The 25,738-nt window shown below is 45.9% G+C and carries 27 protein-coding genes; 7 read left to right on the forward strand and 20 right to left on the reverse strand.

The window, feature by feature from the left end; all coding sequences use genetic code 11:
* Position 1: 1 nt before the first annotated feature.
* From ACFQY8_RS04295 to ACFQY8_RS04320, 6 genes are all read left to right on the forward strand, one after another.
* Positions 2-625: a CDP-alcohol phosphatidyltransferase family protein gene (locus ACFQY8_RS04295; RefSeq protein WP_377938667.1), complete on the forward strand. Its 624-nt coding sequence runs from the start codon at positions 2-4 to the stop codon at positions 623-625.
* Positions 603-1,595 (forward strand): DUF881 domain-containing protein, encoded by a 993-nt coding sequence (locus tag ACFQY8_RS04300; RefSeq protein ID WP_377938668.1) that lies wholly within the window; start codon positions 603-605, stop codon positions 1,593-1,595. The genes ACFQY8_RS04295 and ACFQY8_RS04300 overlap by 23 nt, the downstream gene beginning before the upstream one ends.
* 1 nt (position 1,596) lies before the next feature.
* On the forward strand, positions 1,597-1,929 hold the full coding sequence (locus ACFQY8_RS04305; RefSeq protein ID WP_377938669.1) for a small basic family protein: 333 nt from the start codon (positions 1,597-1,599) through the stop codon (positions 1,927-1,929).
* Positions 1,930-1,941: 12 nt separating this feature from the next.
* Positions 1,942-2,826, forward strand: a complete 885-nt coding sequence (locus tag ACFQY8_RS04310; protein ID WP_377938670.1) for a DUF881 domain-containing protein — start codon at positions 1,942-1,944, stop codon at positions 2,824-2,826.
* Between the two features lie 4 nt (positions 2,827-2,830).
* A complete protein-coding gene (locus ACFQY8_RS04315) occupies positions 2,831-3,262 on the forward strand; it encodes an FHA domain-containing protein (protein ID WP_377938671.1) in 432 nt (143 codons plus the stop codon).
* Positions 3,263-3,356: 94 nt separating this feature from the next.
* Positions 3,357-4,016 (forward strand): MerR family transcriptional regulator, encoded by a 660-nt coding sequence (locus ACFQY8_RS04320; protein ID WP_377938672.1) that lies wholly within the window; start codon positions 3,357-3,359, stop codon positions 4,014-4,016.
* A 139-nt stretch (positions 4,017-4,155) separates the two neighbouring features.
* Here the strand turns inward: ACFQY8_RS04320 and ACFQY8_RS04325 are convergent, their stop codons facing one another.
* The 7 genes from ACFQY8_RS04325 to ACFQY8_RS04355 all read right to left on the reverse strand — a co-directional run bounded on the left by ACFQY8_RS04325 (position 4,156) and on the right by ACFQY8_RS04355 (position 13,334).
* Positions 4,156-4,869 carry an HAD hydrolase-like protein gene (locus tag ACFQY8_RS04325; protein WP_377938673.1) on the reverse strand — a complete coding sequence of 238 codons (714 nt, stop codon included), beginning with the start codon at positions 4,867-4,869 and terminating at the stop codon, positions 4,156-4,158.
* Entirely contained in the window at positions 4,862-5,209 is a 348-nt protein-coding gene (locus ACFQY8_RS04330; RefSeq protein WP_377938674.1) for an RNA polymerase-binding protein RbpA, read from the reverse strand. Before ACFQY8_RS04330 ends, ACFQY8_RS04325 begins: the two co-directional genes overlap by 8 nt.
* A gap of 70 nt (positions 5,210-5,279) precedes the next feature.
* A complete protein-coding gene (locus ACFQY8_RS04335) occupies positions 5,280-7,808 on the reverse strand; it encodes a DEAD/DEAH box helicase (RefSeq protein ID WP_377938675.1) in 2,529 nt (842 codons plus the stop codon).
* A 39-nt stretch (positions 7,809-7,847) separates the two neighbouring features.
* Positions 7,848-8,249 (reverse strand): hypothetical protein, encoded by a 402-nt coding sequence (locus ACFQY8_RS04340; RefSeq protein WP_377938676.1) that lies wholly within the window; start codon positions 8,247-8,249, stop codon positions 7,848-7,850.
* Positions 8,246-10,192: a helix-turn-helix transcriptional regulator gene (locus ACFQY8_RS04345; RefSeq protein WP_377938677.1), complete on the reverse strand. Its 1,947-nt coding sequence runs from the start codon at positions 10,190-10,192 to the stop codon at positions 8,246-8,248. The genes ACFQY8_RS04340 and ACFQY8_RS04345 overlap by 4 nt, the downstream gene beginning before the upstream one ends.
* A gap of 190 nt (positions 10,193-10,382) precedes the next feature.
* Entirely contained in the window at positions 10,383-12,560 is a 2,178-nt protein-coding gene (gene der, locus ACFQY8_RS04350; RefSeq protein ID WP_377938678.1) for a bifunctional cytidylate kinase/GTPase Der, read from the reverse strand.
* A complete protein-coding gene (locus ACFQY8_RS04355; protein ID WP_377938679.1) occupies positions 12,561-13,334 on the reverse strand; it encodes a pseudouridine synthase in 774 nt (257 codons plus the stop codon).
* A 110-nt stretch (positions 13,335-13,444) separates the two neighbouring features.
* Here ACFQY8_RS04355 and ACFQY8_RS04360 point away from each other — a divergent pair, with 110 nt between their 5' ends.
* Entirely contained in the window at positions 13,445-14,470 is a 1,026-nt protein-coding gene (locus ACFQY8_RS04360; RefSeq protein WP_377938680.1) for an MIP/aquaporin family protein, read from the forward strand.
* Between the two features lie 112 nt (positions 14,471-14,582).
* On the opposite strand, the gene ACFQY8_RS04365 is transcribed toward ACFQY8_RS04360, so the two are convergent.
* The 13 genes from ACFQY8_RS04365 to ACFQY8_RS04425 all read right to left on the reverse strand — a co-directional run bounded on the left by ACFQY8_RS04365 (position 14,583) and on the right by ACFQY8_RS04425 (position 25,645).
* Positions 14,583-14,846 carry a DUF3017 domain-containing protein gene (locus tag ACFQY8_RS04365; protein WP_377938681.1) on the reverse strand — a complete coding sequence of 88 codons (264 nt, stop codon included), beginning with the start codon at positions 14,844-14,846 and terminating at the stop codon, positions 14,583-14,585.
* A 116-nt stretch (positions 14,847-14,962) separates the two neighbouring features.
* Positions 14,963-16,558 (reverse strand): bifunctional phosphoribosylaminoimidazolecarboxamide formyltransferase/IMP cyclohydrolase, encoded by a 1,596-nt coding sequence (gene purH, locus ACFQY8_RS04370; RefSeq protein WP_377938682.1) that lies wholly within the window; start codon positions 16,556-16,558, stop codon positions 14,963-14,965.
* Positions 16,551-17,939, reverse strand: a complete 1,389-nt coding sequence (locus tag ACFQY8_RS04375; RefSeq protein WP_377938683.1) for a cell division protein PerM — start codon at positions 17,937-17,939, stop codon at positions 16,551-16,553. Before ACFQY8_RS04375 ends, purH begins: the two co-directional genes overlap by 8 nt.
* 3 nt (positions 17,940-17,942) lie before the next feature.
* Positions 17,943-18,863, reverse strand: coding sequence for a succinate--CoA ligase subunit alpha (gene sucD / locus ACFQY8_RS04380; RefSeq protein ID WP_377938684.1), 921 nt, complete (start codon positions 18,861-18,863; stop codon positions 17,943-17,945).
* A gap of 9 nt (positions 18,864-18,872) precedes the next feature.
* The gene (gene sucC / locus ACFQY8_RS04385) at positions 18,873-20,084 is read right to left on the reverse strand and encodes an ADP-forming succinate--CoA ligase subunit beta (RefSeq protein ID WP_377938685.1); all 1,212 of its coding nucleotides are present in this window, start codon (positions 20,082-20,084) and stop codon (positions 18,873-18,875) included.
* A 25-nt stretch (positions 20,085-20,109) separates the two neighbouring features.
* A complete protein-coding gene (locus ACFQY8_RS04390; RefSeq protein WP_377938686.1) occupies positions 20,110-20,688 on the reverse strand; it encodes an adenine phosphoribosyltransferase in 579 nt (192 codons plus the stop codon).
* Between the two features lie 51 nt (positions 20,689-20,739).
* Positions 20,740-21,129: a preprotein translocase subunit YajC gene (gene yajC / locus ACFQY8_RS04395; RefSeq protein WP_377938687.1), complete on the reverse strand. Its 390-nt coding sequence runs from the start codon at positions 21,127-21,129 to the stop codon at positions 20,740-20,742.
* Positions 21,130-21,177: 48 nt separating this feature from the next.
* Positions 21,178-22,224, reverse strand: coding sequence for a Holliday junction branch migration DNA helicase RuvB (gene ruvB / locus ACFQY8_RS04400; protein ID WP_377938688.1), 1,047 nt, complete (start codon positions 22,222-22,224; stop codon positions 21,178-21,180).
* Positions 22,224-22,868 (reverse strand): Holliday junction branch migration protein RuvA, encoded by a 645-nt coding sequence (ruvA, locus tag ACFQY8_RS04405; RefSeq protein WP_377938689.1) that lies wholly within the window; start codon positions 22,866-22,868, stop codon positions 22,224-22,226. The genes ruvB and ruvA overlap by 1 nt, the downstream gene beginning before the upstream one ends.
* A 58-nt stretch (positions 22,869-22,926) precedes the next feature.
* Positions 22,927-23,508 carry a crossover junction endodeoxyribonuclease RuvC gene (gene ruvC / locus ACFQY8_RS04410; protein ID WP_377938690.1) on the reverse strand — a complete coding sequence of 194 codons (582 nt, stop codon included), beginning with the start codon at positions 23,506-23,508 and terminating at the stop codon, positions 22,927-22,929.
* Positions 23,509-23,529: 21 nt separating this feature from the next.
* Positions 23,530-24,285, reverse strand: a complete 756-nt coding sequence (locus ACFQY8_RS04415; RefSeq protein WP_377938691.1) for a YebC/PmpR family DNA-binding transcriptional regulator — start codon at positions 24,283-24,285, stop codon at positions 23,530-23,532.
* A 122-nt stretch (positions 24,286-24,407) separates the two neighbouring features.
* On the reverse strand, positions 24,408-25,040 hold the full coding sequence (pgsA, locus tag ACFQY8_RS04420; RefSeq protein WP_377938692.1) for a phosphatidylinositol phosphate synthase: 633 nt from the start codon (positions 25,038-25,040) through the stop codon (positions 24,408-24,410).
* An 11-nt stretch (positions 25,041-25,051) separates the two neighbouring features.
* The gene (locus ACFQY8_RS04425; protein WP_377938693.1) at positions 25,052-25,645 is read right to left on the reverse strand and encodes an HIT family protein; all 594 of its coding nucleotides are present in this window, start codon (positions 25,643-25,645) and stop codon (positions 25,052-25,054) included.
* Positions 25,646-25,738 lie beyond the last annotated feature (93 nt).

The raw sequence follows: 25,738 nt of genomic DNA on the forward strand, positions 1-25,738 counted from the left end.
TATGGCAGAAGAAGAATTAGAGAAGGAAGCTCTGAAGCTTAAGCCGACTAATCGTATCGTGACGTGGCCGAATCTTGTGAGCTTATTTCGTCTTATCTCGATTCCATTTATAGCAGTCCTCATTTCTCATGATTATTTGCTATGGGGACTAGTGCTTCTCGCTTTTTCTGCTTTGACAGATGCTCTTGATGGTTTTCTTGCGCGTAAGCTGAACCAAATTACGAAACTTGGTCAGATTCTTGACCCCATAGCTGATCGATTACTAATTTTCTGCTCGATTTTAGCTTTAGGCACATCAGGTTTCATCCCATGGTGGTTCCTGCTCGTCGTAGGAGCACGTGATTTGATGCTAGGTGTAGTAATTATAATCCTTGCACAGTTCGGATATGGTCCGCTCCCTGTGCATTTTGTGGGAAAAACAGCGACTGCCATGATTATGGCCGATATTCCTCTTCTCATGATTTCTGGGTTGGGAACTGCACCGATTTTTGGTTTACTTGCTACAGCTGGAACTGCTTTGGCAATTTGGGGCGTTGTAATGTATTGGATAGCAGGAATTATCTATGTTCGTCAAGCAATAGGCCTTGTTCGGGGGACTTTACGTGAGCAGCGAGCAGCACACTAGTAACACTATTCCCAGTATCATTCCGCCAGAATCGATAAAAAATACAGCTCGCGTACGTTCTGTATTCTCTGCTGATGTACGAAAACTTGGCAAGCATCGGATTGACAAGGATACATCATCTTTGATACACGATGTCACAGATATTAAAGATCGTCGTAGACAGAGTTCCTCACAACTTATCGATGATTTGATTTCGCGTCCGATTGATCCGATGTTTGAGGACTCTACATTAACTGCCATGCGTATATCGCCAAGTCGGCGTATCGTTACACAGATTATTTCTTTTTTACTGTGCATCATTGTAGGATTCACAGGAACACAAGTAGTTCGCAACCTTCAAGGACGTTCACGCGAAAAAGTTCGTGCAGCTCTTGCAGCACAAGTATCTGACGTGGCAAAAAACGCTAAGAAATTGGAATCGGATATATCACAACAACGTTCCAGTCTGACACAGCTCACCAACAAATCCCGTAAAGAGGCCGAAAATCTCTCGTCCGTGTATACCACCAATATTATGAATGCCCAATCAAAGGTGGCGGGCGACGGAATTACAGTGACGTTGCGGAATCCAACTATTTCATCATCAGCGCAAAATACTCTTCAGGGACGTGTTACTGATGGACAAAGTCAGACAAATGTCACCGATGCACAACTCCAACTTATAATATCGTACTTATGGGCTGGTGGTGCTGAAGCTATAAGTGTCAATGATCTTCGTCTTGGGCCACAAACCTCCGTACGTTCTGCAGGTGGGACGGTACTTGTAGGCGTGACAGGCATACAAAGCCCCTACATTATTAAAGCCATAGGGCACAGAGATACTCTCAAGGGTGCTATTACAAGTAATATCGATATCAAAGGTTTATTTACAGGTCGTGGCATTGATTTTGCTGTAGAAAATTCGACAAATCTTCAGTTACCAGCTGCGAGTACAGTAGATACTCAGTACGCAAAAAGGAAAGAAAACTAATATGGCAGCAGTTCTTGGCATCATAGTCGGAGTGGTCGTCGGTATTTTTGTGCATACAGACATACCTGTGTGGCTTCAACCATATTTGCCAATTATGGTTGTTGCTGCATTAGATGCATTACTTGGTGCAGCACGGTCATTTTTTGAACGTAACTTTTCCGATCGTGTATTTATCATATCCTTCTTGTCCAACGTCATTACTGCAACGTTATTAGTGTATATTGGTACTCTTCTTGGAGTGAGTAGCCAGCTTACGACCGCTGTCATTGTGGTCCTTGGCATACGTATCTTTTCTAATGTGTCTGCTATACGGCGTTTTATTTTTAGCTCGTGATAGAGGTCGAGGATGGTTAAAGTCAATTCAAAACTTCTGCATAGCGAAGATACGCCGAATTTTGATAAACAGATTCGACAAACGGATACTGAAAAGCTTGCTGATGACACGCAGACTGGCGTCTTCCCGCAGATAAAGACCAATGCTGGGATACGTCGGACGACGACGCAGACAATTTCGACATGGTCGGAGTTTATACGAGAGATACGGCATAGCCGTCATACTCGAAGTATTGTCGCATTTGTGATTTTGCTCTTTCTCGGAGCTGCTCTCGGTTTCGGTTTTGTGGCCCAACAACGTATAACTGATACATCATATACTTCGCTGAGTGAATCGGAATTGGTCTCTCTTCTGGATGAGACGAATAATCAAGTATCTCGTTTAGAGTCTCAAAAGACACAGCTGGATAGTCAGCTGGCGTCAATTCAGTCTGCAGCAAATAAACAGCAGGAGATTGAGCGTGTCGCGAAGTTGAATCAAGACGCAAATGACATCTTGAGTGGCAAGGTTGCTGCTACTGGTCCAGGAGTCGAAATTACTATCACACAAGGCTCTCAGAAAGTGACGGCAGCTGCTCTCTTCACTGTTATTGAAGAGTTACGCAATGCGGGTGCCGAAGTTATTCAAATCGGTGATGTTCGGGTTGTAACATCGACATATGTGATAAATACTTCGAGCGGGCTGATGAGTGACGGCAAATATTTAACGTCACCTTATGTCATCAAAGCAATTGGCGATAAGTCCAATTTGCAAGATGCTATAGAGATAAGTGGTGGAGTAGGTTCTACACTGCGAGTTAATTATGACGCCGTCGTAAAAGTAGCTCAAAAAGATAAAGTGACTATTTCAGCTTTAGCAAATACATTCGAATATAAGTACGCGAAAACGGTAGAATAAAGGTATGGAAATTTCAATCCCAACAGCAGGTGAAACAACAGTTATTGGTATGCCAGCTGTGACTGTACCTGTCACAGCGACAGGGGAGCGCCCTCTAACCCAAGAAGATATGGCGACAATAGCAGCATTGAATGATAATTCTGCACTACTTATAGCCACACGAGGTGCACACGGTGCTCGTTATCTTCTCGATGCCGATGTCACTACCGCGGGACGCGATGCAAGTAGCGATATCTTGCTTGATGATAATACAGTCTCGCGGGAACATACTGTATTCAAACGAGAGAATGGACAATTTTCCATTCATGATGTGGGCAGTCTCAATGGCACATACGTCAATCGTAAACGTGTTGATGATGAAGCTCTCAAGAATGGTGATGAAATTATGATTGGGCGTTTCCGCTTCGTATTCTTTACCCATTCAGCAATCGCATGAGAATATAATACGATCAATAATCCATATCGACATAATCGTCACATTTATGTGCGTACAATTGCATGTGGATAATTGAGAGAGTATAGGGATGACGATGACTGATGAATTGGTGAGACCACAGCTAAGCCTTCATGTGAAGCTGGAAGATCGTACTGATTTAAGTGCACATAGCGCTGTACAAGGTGAGCTCTTTACTGTAGAAAATGATGCTACAGAGATTGGCTATAGGGGAGTCATCGCATCGAAAGTCGCTGGTATTACCTATCGTCAGCTCGACTACTGGGCGCGAAAGCATATCGTCGAGCCGAGCATTACACCTTCATCGGGATCAGGGTCACGCCGACTTTACTCTTTTAAGGATATAGTGATTTTGGCTGTCGCAAAAAAGCTTTTGGACACGGGAGTCAATCTCAATAATGTGACAGTTGCTTTAGGCTATCTTGAGAAACGCTCCGTTCGAGATCTTGAAAACGCTATCATTATGTCTGACGGTATTAATATTTTTGAATGTACATCAGACTTTGAGATGATGAATCTCATAAAAAATGGGCATGCTGTGTTTGGTGTGTCTGTTGGAGTGTTGTGGCACGAAATTTCTGATGCGTTGGCTGCTCAGGATACTATGCAAGCTCATGAATCAACGCCACGAAAAGCATCTATGACCATGAGCACAATTGATGAGCTCGCGCAACGACGTATGCAACGAAAGATTGAGTTGCAGCAACAAGCACTGTATCAAGCACAGGTTATCTAGAATATTTAAAAAATAAAGTTGTGTCCTCGTACGTATTGTATACGAGGACACAACTTTTAATATGTCAGAAGAAAGTGTGACGAAGTACTTTAGGGTTGGGCAACTAACAAACTATTATCCAAATCTGACATAACGTACATTATCGGCTAAATATGGAATTTACTGTATCAAGCAAATCTTCCACACCTTCCGCAACGGCGTCGGCATTATGTTCTTCGAACTCGCCATCAGCCGCATAGCCCCAACCTGCGCCGATTGCAGGAATATTATTCGCATGTGCACCGTCGATATCTGTCCAACGGTCGCCAACCATAACTGCTCGGTCGCCAGCTTCTTCGTTATAGCGAAGTTTTTCAAAAGCAAACGCAATAACTTGATCTTTATGCAAACGGCTAGTATCTAAGCCACCAGATGCGCCATATATGCCTGTGACAAGATATTCAAGTCCAATATGCTCGCACAAGCGATTTGCCTCATTCTGTGGTTTTGACGTCGCTACAGCAAGAACATATCCAGCCTCGCGTAGCTTCTGAAGCTGCCCGAGAAGCCCGAAATACATGCGGCTAAGGTATAATCCCGGAATTTTCTGTCCTGGTGCCTGTGGGTCGTCAAAGAATGGCTTTGTATAGGATTCGCGGAAGAAATTAACAGCATCCTGCGCATTATCTTCGGTGAAACCATGCGACATGAAAGAATCAACCAAAGCTGGGCCAATGAAAGTTTGCAACTCACGGTCATCTGGCATTTCTTTGTTAAAGTGCGTGTACGTTAGCCTAACCGATGCCAAAATACCTTCAGCAGACTTTACACATGTGCCGTCCAAATCCAGCAAAACAATTTTCCGATTACTCATAGTCTGGGAACCACCCTTCACGCTTCATCTGGAGACGTTTTTCTAGCAAATCTTTCAGCTCTTCTTCTGTACGACGTTCTAAAAGCATATCCCAGTGCGTGCGGGTTGGCTTTGTAATCTCATCAGCCTCTTCGTCTTCAGCGTTTTCAAGCTTTGCAGTTTGGCCGCAACGGCATTCCCACTCGGCTGGTGGTTCAGCTTCAGACGATAAAGGCAAAATCGTCTTATGTCCTCGTGGACAAATATAAGTAAACTCAGTACGTGCAGCAAATTCAACATTACTGTCTGACTCAAGTGACTTCGCACCGATACTCATACCGCGAAGTGAGCGTTCTGCCATGTCATTCTCCTTGTATTTTCTTTACCTTAACCGTACTAAACTCATAAGACGGATAAGGAGTATATATCATTTAATCCAGTGGATTAAGAGCAACGATTCCGTGATTAACGAGGTTATATGCTTTGTGTGCGACAATGCGTAGACATTCATTATTTGTGTTCTTACCTATGTCTGCAAGCTGGTTAAGTACGTCGCTCGTACGTTTACAGGTTCGAACAAAGTCGCCCGCAGTAAGGTCACGTGAGCGTAAGACCTCAGTCAGAGGTTTATCTGTCACCCAGTTAAACATAACCTCTACAAGACCATAATCAAGTGGTTTAAAAGGCTCTAAATCAAAGGAATCGCAGATGAAACGTGTCTTATGATCGACATGCTTGATACGTGCAACATAGCTTGCTATCGCACCATGAGCTCCCCCTGGGTAATGTGCTGGTTCGCTTGACGATCCGTAACGCGATTCATAGACAAATGCGGTAACGAGGCTAGCGCACTCTTCAGCGGTCATGCTGTCGAAAATGCCGGCGCTGATGCACTGCGCAAGGATAAGATCGTTTTCGCTATAAATCTGACGGAGAAGTTCGCCTCGAGGTGTGAGAGAAAGATTACCGTCTGGAGTGGGTACGAGATAATCAAGCTGCTGAAGCACCGTACAGATACGATCAAAGTGACGTGATACAGATTGCGTTCGTGATGCTAAACGATTCTCGAGTCGTTCAAGTTCACGCTGCTGTCGAGCCCATCGGTGTCCCCATCGTATATGAGTATCAAAATCTGCACATAATCGGCATGGATGGCTTTGCTCACGACTGCGTAGTACAGAAATCTTTTTATCTAGGGCGGCAAATGCTTTTTTGCGTGCTTTGGCTGAGGAGAAGCTTGTTGCTTTTAAAACTCTACGATCTTTTTTCTCAAGGTCTGAAATACTCATCCGAATACGCATGAAGTCTGTAAAATTACCGCGATCACAGAGCATCGCATCCTCATATTGTGCTACTACCCTACGAGTATCCTCTATCATGTCTGTGAGGCTCGCTGCCGACTCTTGCGCTTCCCACTGTGCGAAAGACATGTCAAGCGTGCGGCGTGATTGATTGAGTGTGTGTGTATGAAGAAGGTTTACTGCCATATTAAATGTTGGAGTAAAACTCGAATGCAATGGGTACACACGTTTTGAAGCGAGACGAGCAGCAGAAGCTGGCGCAAATCCATGATGATCTACGACGACAGCATGTCCAATTGAGTCAATACCTCGACGACCTGCGCGTCCGGTGAGTTGTGTGAACTCGCCAGGCGTCAGCGCGACATGACCAGTGCCATTGTATTTTTCGAGTTTTTCAACGATGACACTACGTGCAGGCATATTGATACCAAGCGCAAGCGTTTCAGTAGCGAAGACGACCTTAACGAGTCCACGCTCGAAGAGCGCCTCGACAATATGTCGAAAGAGCGTAATCATACCTGCATGATGAGCAGCGAATCCAAGCTCTAGAGCTGAGACAAACTGTGCGAAATGAAGCGCCTTCATCTCATCACGAGTTAATTGTCCATCAATCATGTCATTGACTATGGAACGAATCTGACGAACTTCATCCTCAGTGGTAAGCTCAAGACCCGCCTGCAAGCATTGCGACACTGCCTTATCGCACCCCGCTCGGGAAAAAATAAAATAAATTCCAGGAAGCATATCGAGAAAGTCAAGTTCATCAATGACTGCCCACCTTTTCGGTGTGTAATGACGTATCGGACCTGTATGTGGACGCTGTTGCAAAGCGTGTCGTTTACTTTTGCGTCCCAAGGATTTTTGAGACGAAGCTTTCAACTGTCTGCGTGCTGCTTGGTCGAGGTTGTCTAAGGCTGTGACGAGTGAATGATTAATCGTGTCAGAATCCTCATTTTGGTATAAGTCGAATATACGAGGTTCGTGATGAGGGTCTTCCTGAAGAAGTACATGCTGGAGTAATGGGATTGGACGCTTTTCTGACATTACGAGTGTCGTGTCCCCGCGCACGGAGCGCATCCATGCAGTGAAGTCTTCCACATTAGAGACAGTCGCTGAAAGTCCAATTATTTTTACAGATAACGGTAAATGAATTATAACTTCTTCCCAGACTTGCCCGCGCGTACGATCAGCAAGATAATGCACTTCATCGAGAATAACGTAGCGTAGAGAGTCAAGAGTTGTTGAACTTGCATAAAGCATATTACGCAAGACTTCAGTAGTCATAACGACGATATCTGCTTCAGAATTAATCGACATATCGCCGGTCAGGAGTCCTACCCTATCTGCACCATAAACCTCCACGAGTTCATGGTATTTCTGATTGCTTAAAGCTTTAATAGGCGTCGTATAGAACGCTTTAACATTTTTATGTTGAGCAAGATAAATGGCAAAATCTGCAATAACTGTCTTACCTGCTCCAGTGGGTGCCGCTACAAGGACATTATGACCATTATCGAGTGCTTCGCATGCCTCGATTTGGAAATCATCAAGGTCGAAAGGTAATGTTTGAGCGAAGAGTCCAGTAATACTTTTCGCTTGACGTTGGCGATTTTTAAATGCAGCATAGCGCTGTGCCGGGGTGAGAATTTTTTCTGACATCAAAAAGTTTCTTGAGTTTATAGCAGTTGTCTCTATGTATTATTGAACATCTTGAGCACGCGAATCGCTTATGCTAGCGGAAGTCTCCAAAGAATTCTCCAGTGTTTCTAAATCTGTGAGAGTATAAGAATCCCAACGTTGACGTATGAGGGCTCTCTTGTGTTTGCGTTGAGTCTTGCGCTCTTCAATCTCCGTGCGCACTGTTGTGTAACGGTCTGATACTTCCCAGAGCGGTCGAATGAAAAATGGTACTGAATCTTCAGGAGTTTCAGGTAAATTGGTATCGCTTAAACGAGTAACCCGCTCTGAAATCACGGATCCTGTCTTCCCTACTTTTCTTCCCGCAGACAAGCCATGACGAATAACGAAGTAAACGCCATAACCGAGACACACAAAAAAGAAAATCCACAGAAGAGCCCAAACCCACGCAGGAACCATCAATGCTCCGACTCTTGTGACGTATTTACACTTAATTCATGCTCTGCTCGCGCTACACACATCGAGTGTAACGTAGCCGGGCCAACAGCTTGGATATGACGAGCATGTGCAATGCAAAAGGCAACGAACCATGAATCAGACGATACCGTCAAGTGGACCCTTTGTCCGTCCTTATAATCTTCAACGAGAGCGTCTGGAAGACTGAGAACGAATGGAAGATTCTTCTCATCTGTGATGAAAACAGTCGGAGTCCCATTCTCAAAATTCCATTCACGCAATTCAGCAAGCGGTACATCAGGAATATCAATTTTATGCTTTGGCTCAACGACTTCGACACGTCCTATACGAGATAAGCGTAATGTCTGCCACTGAGCGGATTGCTCATTGTGAATTGGCGTGTGGCGAGGTAAATCAGCATCATACGCTCGGTCGCTTGGCGTCTTGCGATCAGCTTCGGTCACTCCCGTCCATACAGCAGCGTAGTACACACCTTCATCAACGTAAATTTGCGCAGGTGCTACGAGCTTATGACGAGTACGGCCAGCGCCGTCAGTGTAGTCCATATCAAGTAAGCTACCACTTTGAATCGCATCATTGACAGCGTCGTAGCATGCAGGTTCAAGCTCGTAGCCAGTTAAGCTCAGCCATGGAGTATCTCCCGCAACATTATGCTCACGCAAACGTTCATAAAGATTGTCAGCGCTATCGCGATAAGCCTGACTCATCAGTGGAGAATGCGCAAGGTAGCTTACGGATGCTGCAAGCAAACTCATATATTGTGGTGAGACACCGGCAAGGCGTTCCAAACCAAGAGAATTAGTTGCGGACACGATACCCTCTGCCTCGAGCAAAGACCAGTCAATATCAAAGAATTGAGAACCAGCGAGCTCTCCGTCGTCAGAGACAGTCGTAAGCGTACCGATATCTTTACGAATAACAGCTACGTTTTTCTTCTCTTCCTCAGGAGTCTTTGGAATTGCTATAAAGCGTTCAGCAAGCTCACTCAAAGTGTACTCTTCACCGAGATGAGCGGATAGGAAGAGCATGAGCCGCAGGCGACGATCAACTTCTGAACCCGTCTGGAACGAAGACTTACGTTCATTCTTAGAATCTATATCTTCATCGGCAGCCTGAGCTTCAAGTTCTTTCTTGATATCAGCAGCAGAAACCAGCTTTGCCTTTTTCGCTGATTTGACATCTGCTTCTTTAAAAGCGGTTGCTGCATTCAAACGACGAACGAAGGCATCTACAGCTTCCTGAGGATTCACAATCGTCGCACCAGGATGTTCAAGCACGTAACTAGCAAGATCATCCGAGTCCGTGTATGCAACGTTGATATTTTCCCCATCGACCTGCACAGTCGCAGTGAAACGACGAGAATCGACGACACGCACCAAGTCATCGGGAATCGTCTGAGTTCCCAGACCTGGAGCAATAGAGTCGAGACCAAGACCTGGCGTTGGCGCTTGTGCTACGTGAGGCTGAGTACGTGACGCCTTATGTGAATGTTTATCATCAACTTTTTTATCAGCTGGCTTTGCACTCATTGCCATTGACCGTGCTAGATAGTTTGCCGCTGCCAAAATTGGCAATTCCTCGGGCTCAAAATGCATACGCGTACGCGGCTCGTCACCAAGCTGTAGTCGATACGAAGCAAAGTCCTGACCTTCAGACTTTGACGAATATTCCGGCTGACGTGACTCGATGGCGATACCCATCGCCGTCAACTTTGCACGATCTCGTTGGAATTGCTTTGCGAATGCAGCCTTTGCTGCCTGATCTGCCAACTCACCATATGAGTCTGCATACGCTTTAACACGTTGCGCTATTTGACGAGAGGTCAACCATTGTGGGAAAGCAGATGACAGTACTGCGAGTACGTCAAGTTCGTGCTTGCCCCATTTATCAGAAAAACGTCGCCTACCGTGAGAAGATCCTTCAGCCATCAGTCCTCGCGTTACATTTAATACTCAATAACCTTCACTAGTATAGTGTATTTTTCATTTTCATGCACGTCGTCACGACATTTTTGTGCGAATCGTGAAATATGATGATATGCATGTGGGGTGCACAAGTGTGCACCCCACAAGTTCATAACAGATATCTGTTGCAATAATGCTGCGATAAGTATAAAGATTACTTGCGTTTTTTCTTTTCGCGAACGTTGATAGATATCTGAATTGGAGTCCCCTCGAATCCAAACTCGTCGCGCAACGATCGTTCAATAAAACGACGATACGTATGATCGATAAAACCTGTCGTGAAAATTACAAAACGTGGAGGTCTACTCGAAGCCTGTGTAGCAAAGAGAATTCTTGGCTGTTTTCCGCCACGCAGAGGGTGTGGATGTGCTGCCTGAAGCTGTCCAAGGAAAGAATTGAGCTTTCCAGTAGAAATTCGTTTATCCCAATTTTCTAGAGCAGTCTCCATTGCCTCTTTCAAGCGATTAGTATGCCATCCTGTCTTTGCGGATAAGTTGACACGCTGGGCCCAGGTCACACGGTTAAACTCTGTTTGCCATAGACGTTCGATGCGCTGTCGTCCAAACTCATCGAGAAGATCCCATTTGTTAAAGACAAGTACTATCGCTCGCCCAGCATCTACCGCCTGACTCATCACACGTAAGTCTTGATCTGAAATGGGCACCGAAACGTCAAAGAGAACTAGGGCAAGCTCAGAACGCTCTAATGCAGCTTGCGTGCGTAAGCTCGAGTAATAGTCAGCGCCAGATTGCTTATGAAGGCGACGTTTGATACCTGCGGTGTCGATGAACAACCATTCTTGTCCATCGACGTTAATAACCTCATCGACAGGATCGCGAGTAGTGCCTGCAATGTCAGACACTACTGCACGATTTTCTCCCGAAAGTTGGTTGAGAAGTGAAGATTTACCGACGTTTGGTTTGCCCACAAGCGCTACACGGCGAAGATGAGATGGAGCTAAAAATCCTGACGTCTTCTCTGCTTTTGTCAACTTCTCAAGAGCAATATCAAGTAAGTCACCCACTCCGCGACCATGCATGGCAGAAATTGGATATGGTTCGCCTAGACCAAGACTCCAGAACTCTGCAGCTTCGTATTCGAGCATCTGCGTGTCAAGCTTATTGACAGCAACTGTCACAGGCTTCCCTGTTGCGCGCAGCATAGAGACAATGCGCTCGTCGCTTGCAGTAAGTCCAACTGCTCCGTCAACCACTAAAATGACTGCGTCAGCAAGTTGTACTGCTATTTGTGCCTGAGAAGCTATAGCGGAGTCGATGCCCTCAACATCTGCTTCCCACCCACCTGTATCGACGAGCTGGAAACGAGTTCCTGCCCATTCGGCCTCATAAGACACTCGATCGCGAGTAACCCCTGGAGTATCTTCAACAATTGCTGCACGACGACCAAGGATACGGTTAACGAGCGTTGATTTACCAACATTCGGCCGACCAACAATAGCGAGTACTCCGACAGTGTTATCACTATCTTCGTCTGAAGTCCTGTCGTTGAAATTCGTATCGTCGAGATAGAGTTCATCGCCATCTTCAAGCTCGTAATCACTCAGCTGATCAGCATAATTATTGAAAAGTTGCTCATCGATAGCTTCGTCAACCATATCAATAAGGACTTGCAAGGTCTGCTCAAAGGTCATGTCGGAATTGTCGACAGTGGTCACGCCTTCGGCAGCTTCTTGGAAGGAGGTCACTTGCGCATCGCGAGCATCACGAGCAGCTACATCATCTGTAACGACGTGAGCGGAGGAATGCTGCGCTTGTGCGGAGCTAATATCTGCCCCATTTTGCTTATCACGACGAGCCTGACGAACCTCTTCGCGTGCAGTCATAAGGACACGAACTTCTGCTTCCGGCGCTACAACGGTGGTAATATCGCGTCCCTCAACGACTATTCCAGCGCCGTTTGAGAAACTGTTTGGATTTTGTTCTCCCGCTATATAAGCGCGTTGTGCGGCGATGAGTAAATGTCGAATAGGAATAATAGAGGAAATAACCGATACGTGAGAAGCTACGTTCGTTGAACGAATAGCTTCTGAAAGATCTTCCCCATCGCTCCATACACCAGGAGCCTGAGGATCAAGCGAAATCCTAAAGTGATCTTCAGTAAAGAAGCGCGCTACGAGTTCAGTGAGCCGCTCTTGTGTCTCTGCGGAGGAATCAACTTTATTAAGAGGCTCCCCTTGAGACATACACCACCACGCTGCAGCACGATACATCGCGCCCGTATCAAGATGAGCATAGCCAAAATGCTGCGCAAGTGCACGCGATGTTGATGATTTTCCAACTCCTGATGGGCCATCAATTGCAACAGTAATCATTTACAATCCCACCGCCTTAGCAAGAGAATCAACTTCAGCTTTTGAAAGAACGCGATATGAACCCGGCTTAACCTCGCCAAGCTTAATAGGACCAATTTGTGTGCGGACTAAACGAACTACGGGGAAACCGATAGAACCGAAGATACGACGTACTATACGGTTGCGACCAGAGTGAAGAACGACACGAAGCATCGAAAAATCACGCGATTGGTCGAGCACTGTGCACTGGTCGAGCTTAATCCACCCGTCATCAAGCTGGACTCCAGTCTTAACGAGACGACGCGCTATATTACCGCCGATACGACCCTCAACTGTGACGATATAAGTTTTAGGAATCTCATAGCGAGGATGCATGACGTGCTGAGATAATTCACCATCGTCGGTCATGAGGATAAGACCTTCAGAGTCATAGTCAAGACGTCCCATGTGGAATACACGCTCATAGCCGTCGCCGATGATATCGCGTAATGTCCAGCGACCCTTTTTGTCATCCATAGCCGAGAGCACTTTTTTAGGCTTATTGAGTGCTAGAGTAACGTGCTTATTTGATAGCCGAATGCGCGAACCATCAACACGAATTTCTTGCTTCTTTGGATCGACACGGGTACCGAGTTCAGTAACGAGCTCTCCGTCGACTTCCACTCTGCCGTCGGTAATCATGATTTCACATTTGCGACGTGAACCAAATCCTGCCTGAGCTAAGACCTTTTGAAGGCGAACAGCAGATTCGGATTCTTGATGTGCTTTTTTCGCACGTGAATATGGGTGTGGCATCGTTCTCCCAACGTGGCCTAGTGCATTGATAATGCATTGATAAGTGATTGTCTATCCATTATAGGTGGAGCCCTTGATACGATAACAGTGTTCTCTATAAGCGAGGTAATATGACAGACAATCTTGTATACACATCTTCAACCCCTAAGCCTTCTCACTCTTTAAGCCCTCTTCTTCCTGTGCGCGTTGGTGCTGAGTTTGCTGGAACTATGCTTGTTGCATTTGCTATTTATGCAATCAGTTCGTGGGGCGCGATTATTAATTCAACATCTATTCTCTTGCTCGCCGGCGCAGTCACTGCTGCAGCCTATGCAGTTGCCACATTTATCTTTGGACGTGCGTCAGGAGCTCACTTTAACCCTGCCATAACTTTTGCGGGGGTACTTATTGGTTCTACTCAATGGATTGACGGCATACTTTATATCATTGCCCAGGTCCTTGGAGCTTTGGCAGGAGCAGGTGTATGGTACTTGCTCACTCCTACAACAACGAACATGAAAATGAATACATGGCTTGCTGTAACGGTCAACGGGTATGATACAAATTCTCCTGCTCACACGTTGCTAGCAAACTCTGGAATAAGTTTTGGAATTAAGAATTCGCTCGTACTCGAACTTGCTTTGACTCTCGTTATCATTGCTGCGTATTTTGCTACGACCCGTGACAATGGAACTTTGAAACGCGGTCATGTTGCTGCGGTATCCATCGCTTATGGTTTTGCAGGAAATCTTGCTTACGTCATTGATGGTGCAGGTTTTAATCCAGCGCGCTCAACGGGCATTGCAATCATCGGCGCAATGGAAAAAATGTCGACTAATCCACTCTCTCAGTTGTGGGTGTACTGGGCAGCTCCGTTTGTCGCAGCAGCTGTCGTAGCGCTCGGTTTTATCATTCGTAACTCCGTTCAGGCGAATCGTGCTGAGACAGAGGCTGCCGTGGCAGCTCTACGTTTGGAGCAGGAAGCTCACATGAATGGCGAAGAGGACGAGACATCCGATGCCTCTTATGATATGAACGCCGCTGATGTAGCAGAAGATAGTAATACTGATGAGCAGGAAGTACTTCCTCTCATTACCGTTGAAACTTCTGAAAGTACAGCTGATACTCTCACAATGAAGGAGAGTAAAGAAGACTAAGTAGTTTCTTTCATTCTCCTACCAACGTAGAAATTGACCCTTCATAGCAAGCTGTTATGAAGGGTCTTCTATATTCACATATATTCGCAAGACTATAAAATGACTCACATACCTACAGCATGATAATGCTGATATATGTGATGATAAGACCAAGTGTGAGAGCGTAGCTGATAAATACATCAAAACTGATGGAACGTATTTTCCATGGAGCTTTCTCTTTCATAACCACTCGACACGTACCGATGATGAAGGAGAATAAAGCTATGATGCCGGTAGCGATATTGACGAAACCGAACCATGCCGTTATCGCACTAATAACAACAACGAGAAGTGACGTAATGCTAGGCCACGCGGGTTCTATATGATTCGGTTTCATCTGCTGTTTCCTTTAACTGTTTCAGCAAGATTCGTTGGCAATCTCAGGCTATCACGCTGCTGACTGCAAATCGTGCTGAAACTGGCATACTTTCTCACTTTGCTTTGACGGAACTCCTAGTGGAAGAAATGGCGCGTTCCCGTCACATACATAGTAATTCCTGCTTCTTGAGCAGCGGCGAAGACTTCCTCATCACGAATAGATCCACCTGGATGAACGATAGCCTTGACTCCTGCATCTGTGAGAATCTTCATACCATCAGCAAATGGGAAGAAAGCGTCAGAAGCTGCTACAGCGCCTCGAGTGCGATTTGCGCCGTCTGCCAAAGTATTTGCACGGTCAACCGCCAGGTGGGAAGAGTCTACGCGGTTTACTTGACCCATACCTATGCCTACCGTTGCCCCATCATGCGCAATAAGGATTGCATTAGACTTGACGGAGCGTACTGCACGCCAGGCAAATTCAAGATCTTTGAGAGTAGCCTCATCTGCTGCTTCACCTGCTACGAGAGTCCAATTGTGTGAGTCGTCACCACTCGATTGGAAGACATCCATATCTTGTACGAGTAGTCCCCCATCAATGGCTCGAATTTGTTCATGCGTCACAGGAGCAGTAGGGACTTTGAGAATGCGAAGATTCTTCTTTGTCTGAAGTAGTTTAAGGGCTTCGGGCTCATAATCCGGAGCGACAATGACCTCAGTAAAGATGTGTTTGACAGTTTCTGCCATTTCGAGTGAAACGGTCGTATTAGCAGCTATAACACCCCCATATGCACTCATAGGATCACATGCGTGTGCCTTCTTGTGAGCCTCAGCTACAGTAGTACCAATTGCTAAACCGCATGGATTTGAATGCTTGACAACAGCAACTGCAATATCGTTCTTGAAGTCCCATACGCTACGCCATGCTGAATCGGCATCGACATAATTGTTATAGCTCATAGGTTTACCGCCGAGTAGTTCGGCGTGAGCAAAATCGTCATGCGTCAGCGGGTCGATATACAAAGTCGCGTTCTGGTGAGAATTCTCACCGTAACGCAATGTTTGTGCTTTATCCCACGCACGGGTATAAGTGTCAAAGGAATCTTTCCCACCAAGTGACTGTGGCTTCGTCCATCGCTGGGAAGCCCACTCGATAATCGTTGCATCATATGCAGCTGTGTGAGCAAAGGCCTTAGCCGCAAGATAGCGACGTTCTGATAATGTAAATCCCTCTCCAGTTATAATGCGGTCAGCCAGAATAGAGTAATCATCAGGATCTGTAATGATAGCGACAGTAGCTGCGTTCTTTGCCGCAGCGCGCACCATCGTAGGACCGCCGATATCAATTTTTTCGATTGTCTCGGCCTCATTTGCGCCAGAGCGAACCGTGTCAGCAAATGGATAGAGATTTACAACGACAGCATCGAATGGCTTGATACCGAGTTGCTTAATCTGAGATGCATGGTCAGGATTAGTCATATCAGCAAGAATACCTGCGTGAATATGTGGATGCAGAGTTTTGACACGTCCCTCGAGGCATTCTGGAAAGCCGGTGACTTCCTCAGCAGGAGTGACGTTGACGCCGAGATTTGCAAGGAATTTAGCTGTAGAACCTGTAGAGACAACTTCAGTATTAGCTTTTACAAACGCCTGAGCAAGGACTTCGAGTCCTTCCTTATGAAATACCGATACAAGTGCGCGCTTAATGGGACGCGATGTGGAATCACTCATGAATATCCTCCGAATCTGGGGTGTGTGGTTGAGCTAAAACTTGATTGTCAGTATGAGACGTGTCAGTATCTTCTGTAACAGCGGAGAAATTCCGACTTCGCCATGAGATAATAATGAATTTGATGAGTGCAATGATGCAGACTAAAACCCATGCAGCAAAAAGTCCCCATTGAAGTGGGCGTCCTAATACACTAAGGGATTGAATCGTATCGACCCCTATGTGTTTAAGATTCTTGGAACCGAGAGAACCCTGAGACACCATAAAGAGAAGTCCTCCGACGACAATAGTTATAAGAGTAGAAATAATAAATGCGCCGACAGGATAGATGAAATTGACGACGGAAGTTAAAGACAGCGTACCTCTTATCAGGTTAAACTCACGACGTGCCAATAAGGTATACAGGCCAAGAGCACAAATAACAACGACTGGTATCACCAAAATAATGAGTCGCCATGAATAAGAAGGAACAGCCGAAGGAAAAATCCCGAAAATTGGTATAGGGGGAAGATTGTGAGACTGTCCTAACCATAGTGTGAATGTACCGAGACTACCGATAGTAAAACCTGATCCTAATATCCATGACAGCGCCCATATCATGATGTTCGGTAGCCACGCAAGAGAAAGAATAGTTGTCGTGATACGTGAACCTACACCCATACGAGTCATAGAAAAAACGTTCCCCATAGAGTTAAAGCCCAATATGAGCCACACGCATACAGTAAGTACACTGAGAATCACAAAAAAGTAAAAAATACGCTGTGCAGTACGCACACCGAGAGATATGGTGCGCTGAAGAGTTGAGGAAGAATGAGCGCGTATGAAACGAGAAATAGCTTTATATTCTGCAGAATCTTGCGTGCATGATAGCATCCATGAAACGCTACCAATAGCGCATGGTTTAAGGAATATCATCCACCATTTATCGGTAACATTGCTGTGCAAAAGCATAGCAACAATTGTCCAAATCGTAGCCCACGAGATAACTGTAATGAGATTGCCAGATTTGCTATTTCGACGGTTTTTCATCAAAGAGGCAAGAAGAGCAATACTTGCAAAGGTTAATCCCAACGGAGTCATCGACACAGTGAGTGTATCTGTATGAATACCTATCCCCTGAGTCATAAGCAAGAGCAGTCCAGTAAAAGTAGTAGTGACACTACTTAAATCTGTACCTGCTTCCATCGCAGCAACGAGAAGAAATAATGCAGAAAAAAGAAAAAGCGTGAGTGCAAAAATGAGTGCAGCCCATAGTGCAGTTACAATCGCGCGTATTCCATTGCGAACGACATGTTGCGACTGTTGAGGTAGCTTGGAACGCAATGAAGATGTTGCATCCGAAGTAGCGATAGCATCTGAAGATACTGAGCGCGCCCCTGCCATCGTTTAGATATTCTCCATAATTGTACGCATAATATGAGCCGTCTCACTTGGAGTACGTCCAACGCGTATGCCACACCTCTCAAGTGCATCTTTCTTCTCTTGAGCTGTCCCCTTGGAACCGGAAACAATAGCACCGGCATGTCCCATTTGTTTTCCTTCTGGCGCAGTATATCCCGCAATGTAGGCAACAACGGGCTTTGACATTTGGTCTTTTGCCCAGAGTGCTAATTCTTGCTCAGCATTACCACCGATCTCTCCGATGAGAACGCATGCTTTAATAGATGAGTCCTCATTAAGGAGCTCAAGTGCCTCTTGCTGTGTCGTCCCCACGATAGGATCGCCGCCTACACCGATTGCCGTCTTAAATCCGTAATCGGATAGTTCAGCCATGAGTTGATAAGTGAGAGTTCCAGACTTCGATACAAGTCCCAGTGGTCCGTAAGACACGATGCCGTCAGGAATAATCCCTAAGTTAACGCCATAGAGACCTCGCGCTTTATCTGCATCGGACGTGTATGTAGATAATCCTGGACAATTTGGACCAATTAAACGTACGCCACGCTGATGAGCAAGTGCTACGCAATAGGCTGAATCAGCGACTGGAATTCCTTCAGTGATAACGACAATAAGAGGGATTTCAGCTTCAATCGCTTCTACAATCGCTGATTTTGCAAAACGAGGAGGCACAAAAATAACAGATGCTTGTGCTCCTGTGGCTTCACGAGCTTGTGCACACGTTGCATAAATTGAGACATCTCGAATGCCTGTAATGGAATCAAATTGGAGAGACTGTCCTCCTTTACGAGGATTGACACCAGCGACGACGTTTGTTCCTGCCATGAGCATACGAGCAGTGTGAGTCATGCCTTGGTGTCCAGTCATACCCTGCACGATAACTGGAGCATTTGGCTCAATGAATGTCATTTTCCTCACCTACTTCTGTACTGCGCCAAGCTGATGGGCTGCAAATGATACAGCGTCGGCTGCTGCTTGGGACATAGTTTGAGCAACATGTATACGTGGATGATGAGCCTCATGAATTAACGACAGTCCTTCCGCAGCCTTGTTACCGTCGAATCTGACGACGATATCCTTAACAGTTTCACCATTACTCTCGAGATGAGAGACTGCTTCAAGTGTCCCCTGCGCGACGAGCTTGCATGATGTCAAGCCGCCATACACATTGATAAAGACGGACTCTACATGAGGGTCAGAGAGCACAATGCTAAGTGACTCTGCCATTACGTCAGCAGAGGCACCGCCGCCAATGTCAAGAAAATTAGCAGGCTTGAGAGGTGTATCGTATACGCTTCCTGCGTCAGCGACTGCATCAATAGAGCTCATGACGAGACCGGCTCCATTACCGATAACTCCGACATTTCCGTCGAGCCTTACATAGTGTAAATCATGTTGAGCAGCTCGCTCTTCGAGTGGATCTGTTTCAAAACTGGTATCAAAACGAGACCAGCCGTCATGACGGAATGCCGCATTAGAATCAAGGGAAATTTTAGCATCGAGCGCGACTAATTTTTTTGATTTCTCATCATCGGGGTCACCGACTTTTGCGAGTGGATTAATCTCGACGAGAGTGGCATCATTGTCTCTGAACACGCGCCACATGTCGAGAAGAATTTGCGCTGCCTGATCACCATCAGCATGGTAAAAACCTATCTGATTTGCCATCTCTCGAGCTGCATTAAAATCAAAATCATCTAACGGTTTAATGTGAAGGCGTTTAACGAATTCAGGATGTTCTCGGGCAATGTCCTCAACTTCGGTACCGCCAGCGGCTGTAGCAAGTACATCATAGTCGCGTGACGATCTGTCGACTGAAATTGAGACGTAATATTCATGAAGAATCTGCGCTGCCTGAACAACAAGAAGGCCTCGAACTTTATGTCCATGAATAGTCATGGAAAGAATATGTTCAGCCATGTAACGAGCTTCGTCTTCATCATGAACAATCTTTACTCCGCCGGCTTGTCCACGATGCCCGATGCGCACCTGAGCTTTGAGAACACAAGGAAAACCAACCATTTTTGCTGCGTTTACTGCTTCAGATGCGGTAGATGCAAAAACACCCTCTGGAATTGGAATTTGCTTCTCATCTAGTAGTTCACGCGCTTGGTATTCATAAAGATCCATGTGAAACTCCCTACACTCTCGGTTACTACGCAGGCATCACCATAAGAGAAGACGTTGGCTTGTTATCAAGCTGAGAAACTCCGTGAAGACCTTGAAGCTCCATCACAAAACTGAAACCAGCTACTGAGCACCCAACACTTTCGAAGAGTTTCATCGCCGCCCAAGCTGTTCCACCTGTTGCAATGAGATCATCGATAACGAGAATACGTGAACCAGCTGGGACAAGACCTTCTTCAATTTCCATTGTGGCACTGCCGTACTCTAAATCATAGCTCTGCGAAACCACAGGAGGTGGTAGTTTTCCCGCTTTTCGGACAGCAATGAATCCTTTGTTCAGTCTGTCTGCAAGAGCTGTCCCCAAAAGAAAACCACGGGCTTCCAATCCTGCAATAAATTCAAAATCATTAGTGTCCACTGGCAAATCTGCGATGAGAGCTTGGAGAAGTAAATCATGACCGCGTGGATCCGCAAAAACTGGCATAAAATCGCGGAAATTAATGCCTTCCGCTGGGAAACCTGGAATAGTACGAATAAGAGAACACAAGTACTGTGCATCGTCAGTTTGTAAAAGACCAGGTTGTGTCAAGGAAATATCGGAAGTCATCTCATCTAGCCTCACTGTGAAGGAAAAGTTGTGCTCAAATATGGCTATAACTTAATTTTTTGTCGAAGAGTCGGAAGTTGTAGAATCTACTACTTCACTTTTGCTATCCTCATCTTCCGAACTTATCTGTTCAAGTGGATTACCATTCTCATCAACTTCATCATCACTGACATATGCAGGGACAATAGGAGGTTCAGTTATTGCCTGTATACGCCACTTCGAGAGACTACCTTCCGAGTTGATGATGACAAAATCACGATCCAAATCGACTTCTTCAACGATGCCCAAAAGACCGGAATGTGTAGCTACTTCGTCGCCGCGCTTGAGGTTATTGCGAAAGTCAGAAACTTTTTGCTGAGTCTTCTTTTGCTGTTTGCTTTGCCACCACATCAAGGCAATCATTGCGATAAGAAAGACAACGAGCATAACAGTCATAGTCATAGTGGGAACTCCTTGAGGATGCAAATAGTAGAACAGTACTGTTAAAGATTAGAACACTGATGTGACATCATTGGGAGGTACTAGTCCAAGATGTTTCCATGCTTTTGATGTCGCGACACGACCACGCGGAGTACGCGCAAGGAAACCTTCTCTAACGAGATATGGTTCACTAACAGTTTCGACGGTTTCTGCCTCCTCACCTACCATGGCTGCGAGATTATTGAGTCCGACAGGCCCACCTGCAAACTGCTTACACATAGCAGTGAGAACGGCTATATCGAGACGATCGAGTCCTTCCGAGTCAATCTGGTAGAGTTCAAGACAGTCAAATACAGCTTCTGGAGTGATGTGGCCGAGAGAGTGGACAACGCCCCAATCTCTCACACGTCGAAGGAGTCGGTTCGCAACACGAGGTGTACCACGTGAACGAATCGCAAGCTCATGTGCAGCAGCATCTTCTACCGCTATGCCGAGAACGTCAGCGGAACGAAGGATAAGTTTCTTTAGCTCACTGTGTGGATAATAGTCAAGATGTGCGGTAAATCCAAACCGCGCGCGAAGAGGTGATGGAAGCATGCCCTCTCGTGTAGTAGCTCCAATAACTGTGAATCGTGGAAGAGTAAGAGGAATGGATGATGCTCCTGGTCCTTTTCCGACCATAACATCAACGCGAAAATCTTCCATAGCAATATAAAGAAGTTCTTCTGCAGCTCTTGGCAAGCGATGTATTTCATCGATAAAGAGAACTTCACCCTCTTCGAGCGATGAAACGATAGATGCTAAGTCACCGGCGTGCTGAATGGCAGGACCAGAAGTTACACGAATTGGTACTCCTAATTCGTGCGCCACAATCATAGAAAGAGTGGTTTTCCCAAGTCCTGGAGGTCCAGCTAAAAGAATGTGATCTGGCGGTACCCCTCTGAGTTGGGCTGCATCAAGAAAGAGCTTCATCTGAGCTTTCAGCTGCGGCTGACCTATAAACGTCTCTAAAGTGTCTGGGCGAAGTTCCTCATCACTGATGTATTCATTGGACTGCGACTCAGCGGAAATCATGCGTAACGATTCTTCGTTCGCGTTATTTATAAGCTCTGCCATTACCGCCCCCGATCCAAACGTGTCAAAGCGTGACGGAGTATGAGTGGGATGTGAGTTTGGTCGACGTCATTAAGCCCCATATCTTCTATGGAGGATTTGACTGCTTCCACGGCATCACGATGCTGCCAGCCTAATGACATTAGCCCCTCAACAACCTGGTGTGCACCTGAATCGATGAAATCATCGTCAGAGGATAAAGTATCGGCTTTTTTCAGAGTGGCCTCAGGTTCAGTGATTAATGAATCAAGATTGACTGACCCTGAAAGTTCAACGATAATTTTTTGTGCGCCTTTTTTACCTACCCCTGGAGCTTTAGTGAGGGCTGTGACGTCATTTTCTCGTATCGCATGTGCAAGCTCATCTGGCGTTAACGTTGATAAAATAGCGAGAGCAGCTTTCGGTCCGATACCGCTCACTTTTTGAAGTTGCCCGAACAAATCTTGCGTGGATTTATGGAGAAAGCCATATAATGCTATAGCATCTTGAGATAGGGTCATAGTAGTCAAGATATACACGTCCTGCCCAGCATGAAGTTGACTGATGTCCTTACTAGACATGCGGACGCTATATCCGATGCCACCGGCCTCTATGATGATGGCAGCTGTATCTACTATAGTTACCGTCCCGCGCAAGCTTGCAATCATTACTTTCCCCTATATATTTCGTTTGGGCAAGTCGAACATTTGTTCGAATAATCTTAGGTTACATGTCACGACGGACACCACGTCCGGGACGTGCGAGACGTTGAGCATCTGCCCACTGTTTCTGCGCTGGTGTTAGATGCTGCTCTCTTTCGCCACCTTCGATTGCTCCAGCTGGCCGAAGAGCATGACATATAGCAAGCGCCAAAGCATCAGCAGCATCAGGTGGGTTGACGATAGTATTCAGCGATAGGATTTTTGTTACCATTTTCTGAACTTGAGATTTATTTGCTTTACCATCTCCGGTAACAGCCAATTTTGCCTCAGTTGGTGTGTGCAATGCTACAGGTATACCCCGTTGAGCCGCGGCAACCATAGCAAGACCGGCTGCCTGAGCGGTACCTAACACGGTATTACGATTCTCTTGAGCAAAGACACGCTCGATTGATACAACATCGGGAGCAAATTCATCAAGTTTCGCCCCCAAACCATTAAAGATCTTGAGTAGTCGTGCGTCTTGTGGCGTTTCAGGACCAGTTCGAACGACGTCAACGTGCAAAAAAGAAAGCCGGCGTGAATGGCCGGCCTCTATAACACCGACTCCGCAGCGCGTAAGCCCGGGGTCAACGCCAAGAATAATCATAGAAAGCTAACTTCTAACTTTCTACTCTTCATCTAATTGAGCCATAACGTCATCGGATGCTGTCCAATTTGCATAAATATCCTGAACATCATCGAGTTCGTCGAGTGCATCGATGAGTTTGTTTACCTTAACAGCCTGCTCATAGTCGATTTCAATTTCATTCAGAGGAACGAGGGTTGATTCTGCAGAATCGTAATCGAAGTTTGCTGCTTGGATAGCCTTACGTACCTCAACTACGTCACTAGGAGCGGTGGTAACAGTATAGACGTCGCCATCCTCGGTCACATCTTCAGCTCCAGCTTCCGCAGCAGTCTCAAAAAGCGCATCGAAGTCGACGCCGTCTGCTGGAACGATAATCTGTCCTTTACGTTCGAAGTTAAAGGATACAGAGCCATTCTCAGCTAAAGAACCACCATTCTTAGATAAGGTAGAGCGTACATCTGCAGCAGCGCGATTGCGATTATCAGTCAAGCATGTGATAATCAGACCAATACCGCCAGGCGCATAGCCTTCATAGGTGATTTCTTCGTAGTTTGCGCCACCCTGCTCTTCACCAGAACCGCGCTTTACTGCACGAGTGATGTTATCTGCTGGAAGAGAGTTCTTCTTTGCTTTCTGAATAGCATCATAAAGAGCTGGGTTACCATCTGGGTCCCCACCGCCATTACGCGCCGCAATTTCGATGTTCTTAACGAGCTTCGCGAAGAGCTTCCCACGCTTCGCATCAATGGCAGCCTTCTTATGCTTGGTGGTAGCCCACTTGGAATGTCCTGACATGACTCTCCTCGTCAATCTGTACGATAAACCGAATAAACCGAGAGCAATTTTATGCTCCCCAGCAGACACTCGATACATCGACCACTGCGAATTCGCTCAGAGGTGTGCTGGGCAAACAATTCTCAATCGTTTTTAAAGCTCTGCTGATAAACGGTATAAATACGTTGCCCGACAGTTATCACTCCAAGTACTGCGAGCAAAACCATAGCACACGTAAGAATGCGTGGGCGAAGATTTGTACTTAAGATGCCTGCTAATGCCATTGCACCAAGAATGATGAGAATTCTATCTGATCGCGTGGCAATTCCCAACTTTGCCTCATACCCTACTGATTCCGCCCTTGCACGAGCATAGGGCGTTACAAAAGAAGTCATAAGCGCTACAGCAGCAGCCCATAACCCCACACGAGACCACATGGAAGTAGGATTGGTGTGAAGCAGAAAGTACACGATGATGCTAAGTAGCATCGCCCAATCAGCGATGCGGTCGAGAGTGGAATCAAGGAATGCACCAAATTTTGTTCCGCCCCCTGTCAGTGCAGCTACTGAACCATCAAGTGCATCAAAAAGCACAAGTATTGTCAGTGCTAGCGCTCCCCCAAATAATAGACCGGTAAGGCCCGTTATAATTGCGACAAGAACTGTGCCAAGTGCGCCAATAATAGTAACGGAATTTGCAGTCATACCGATTCGCACTAAGAAACGAGCAATCGGATTAATAAGTCGCTTAAACGGTACACGTAACTTTTCTAGCATGAGTGAAGACCTTACATCACCTCAGGTGCGAGACGAGCCGCTTCTTGTGCATATGCTGCGCGTTGGTTTTCAAGCAGAATAGGCATAGTGCGTGTTTGAGCAACGATAGGCATAAAGTTTGAGTCGCCATTCCATCGAGGAACGATATGCTGGTGAAGGTGGGTAGCGACCCCTGCTCCCCCTGCTTCACCTTGGTTTATACCAATATTAAAACCATCGGGGCGTGAGACATTTTTCATTACGGTCATTGCAAGCTGCGTAGCTTTTTCAAATTCGAGTATGACAGAGTCGTCGACAAGCTCAGTGAGCATGGCCACATGATTGTTAGGACACACCATAACATGACCAGAATTATATGGGTAGAGATTCATGATGATAAAGACGTTCTTACCACGCCATACGATAAGACCTTCGGCGTCACTTTTCTCTTGCGCGCTACAGAATGGACAAGAATGAGTGTCTTCGTGCTTTTTTTCAGTGGTTTTATCACGTAGCACATAACTCATGCGTTGTGGAGTCCATAGCCTTTCAAAGTTATCTTCTTGAGGCGGAAAATTGCTAGGGTCATCAATACGAACACTATGGAGAGTATCATCTATTGTCATACTGTCGACTTTACGCATATGAAAAGACCTCATAGACTCATATAGTTTTCTGGGCTAAAGAATCTACGAGGCTTTATTTTATGGTCTTATTTA

Origin of the sequence: Alloscardovia venturai (assembly GCF_042676605.1) — a bacterium.
In the GTDB taxonomy this organism is placed as follows: Bacteria; Actinomycetota; Actinomycetes; order Actinomycetales; family Bifidobacteriaceae; genus Alloscardovia; species Alloscardovia venturai.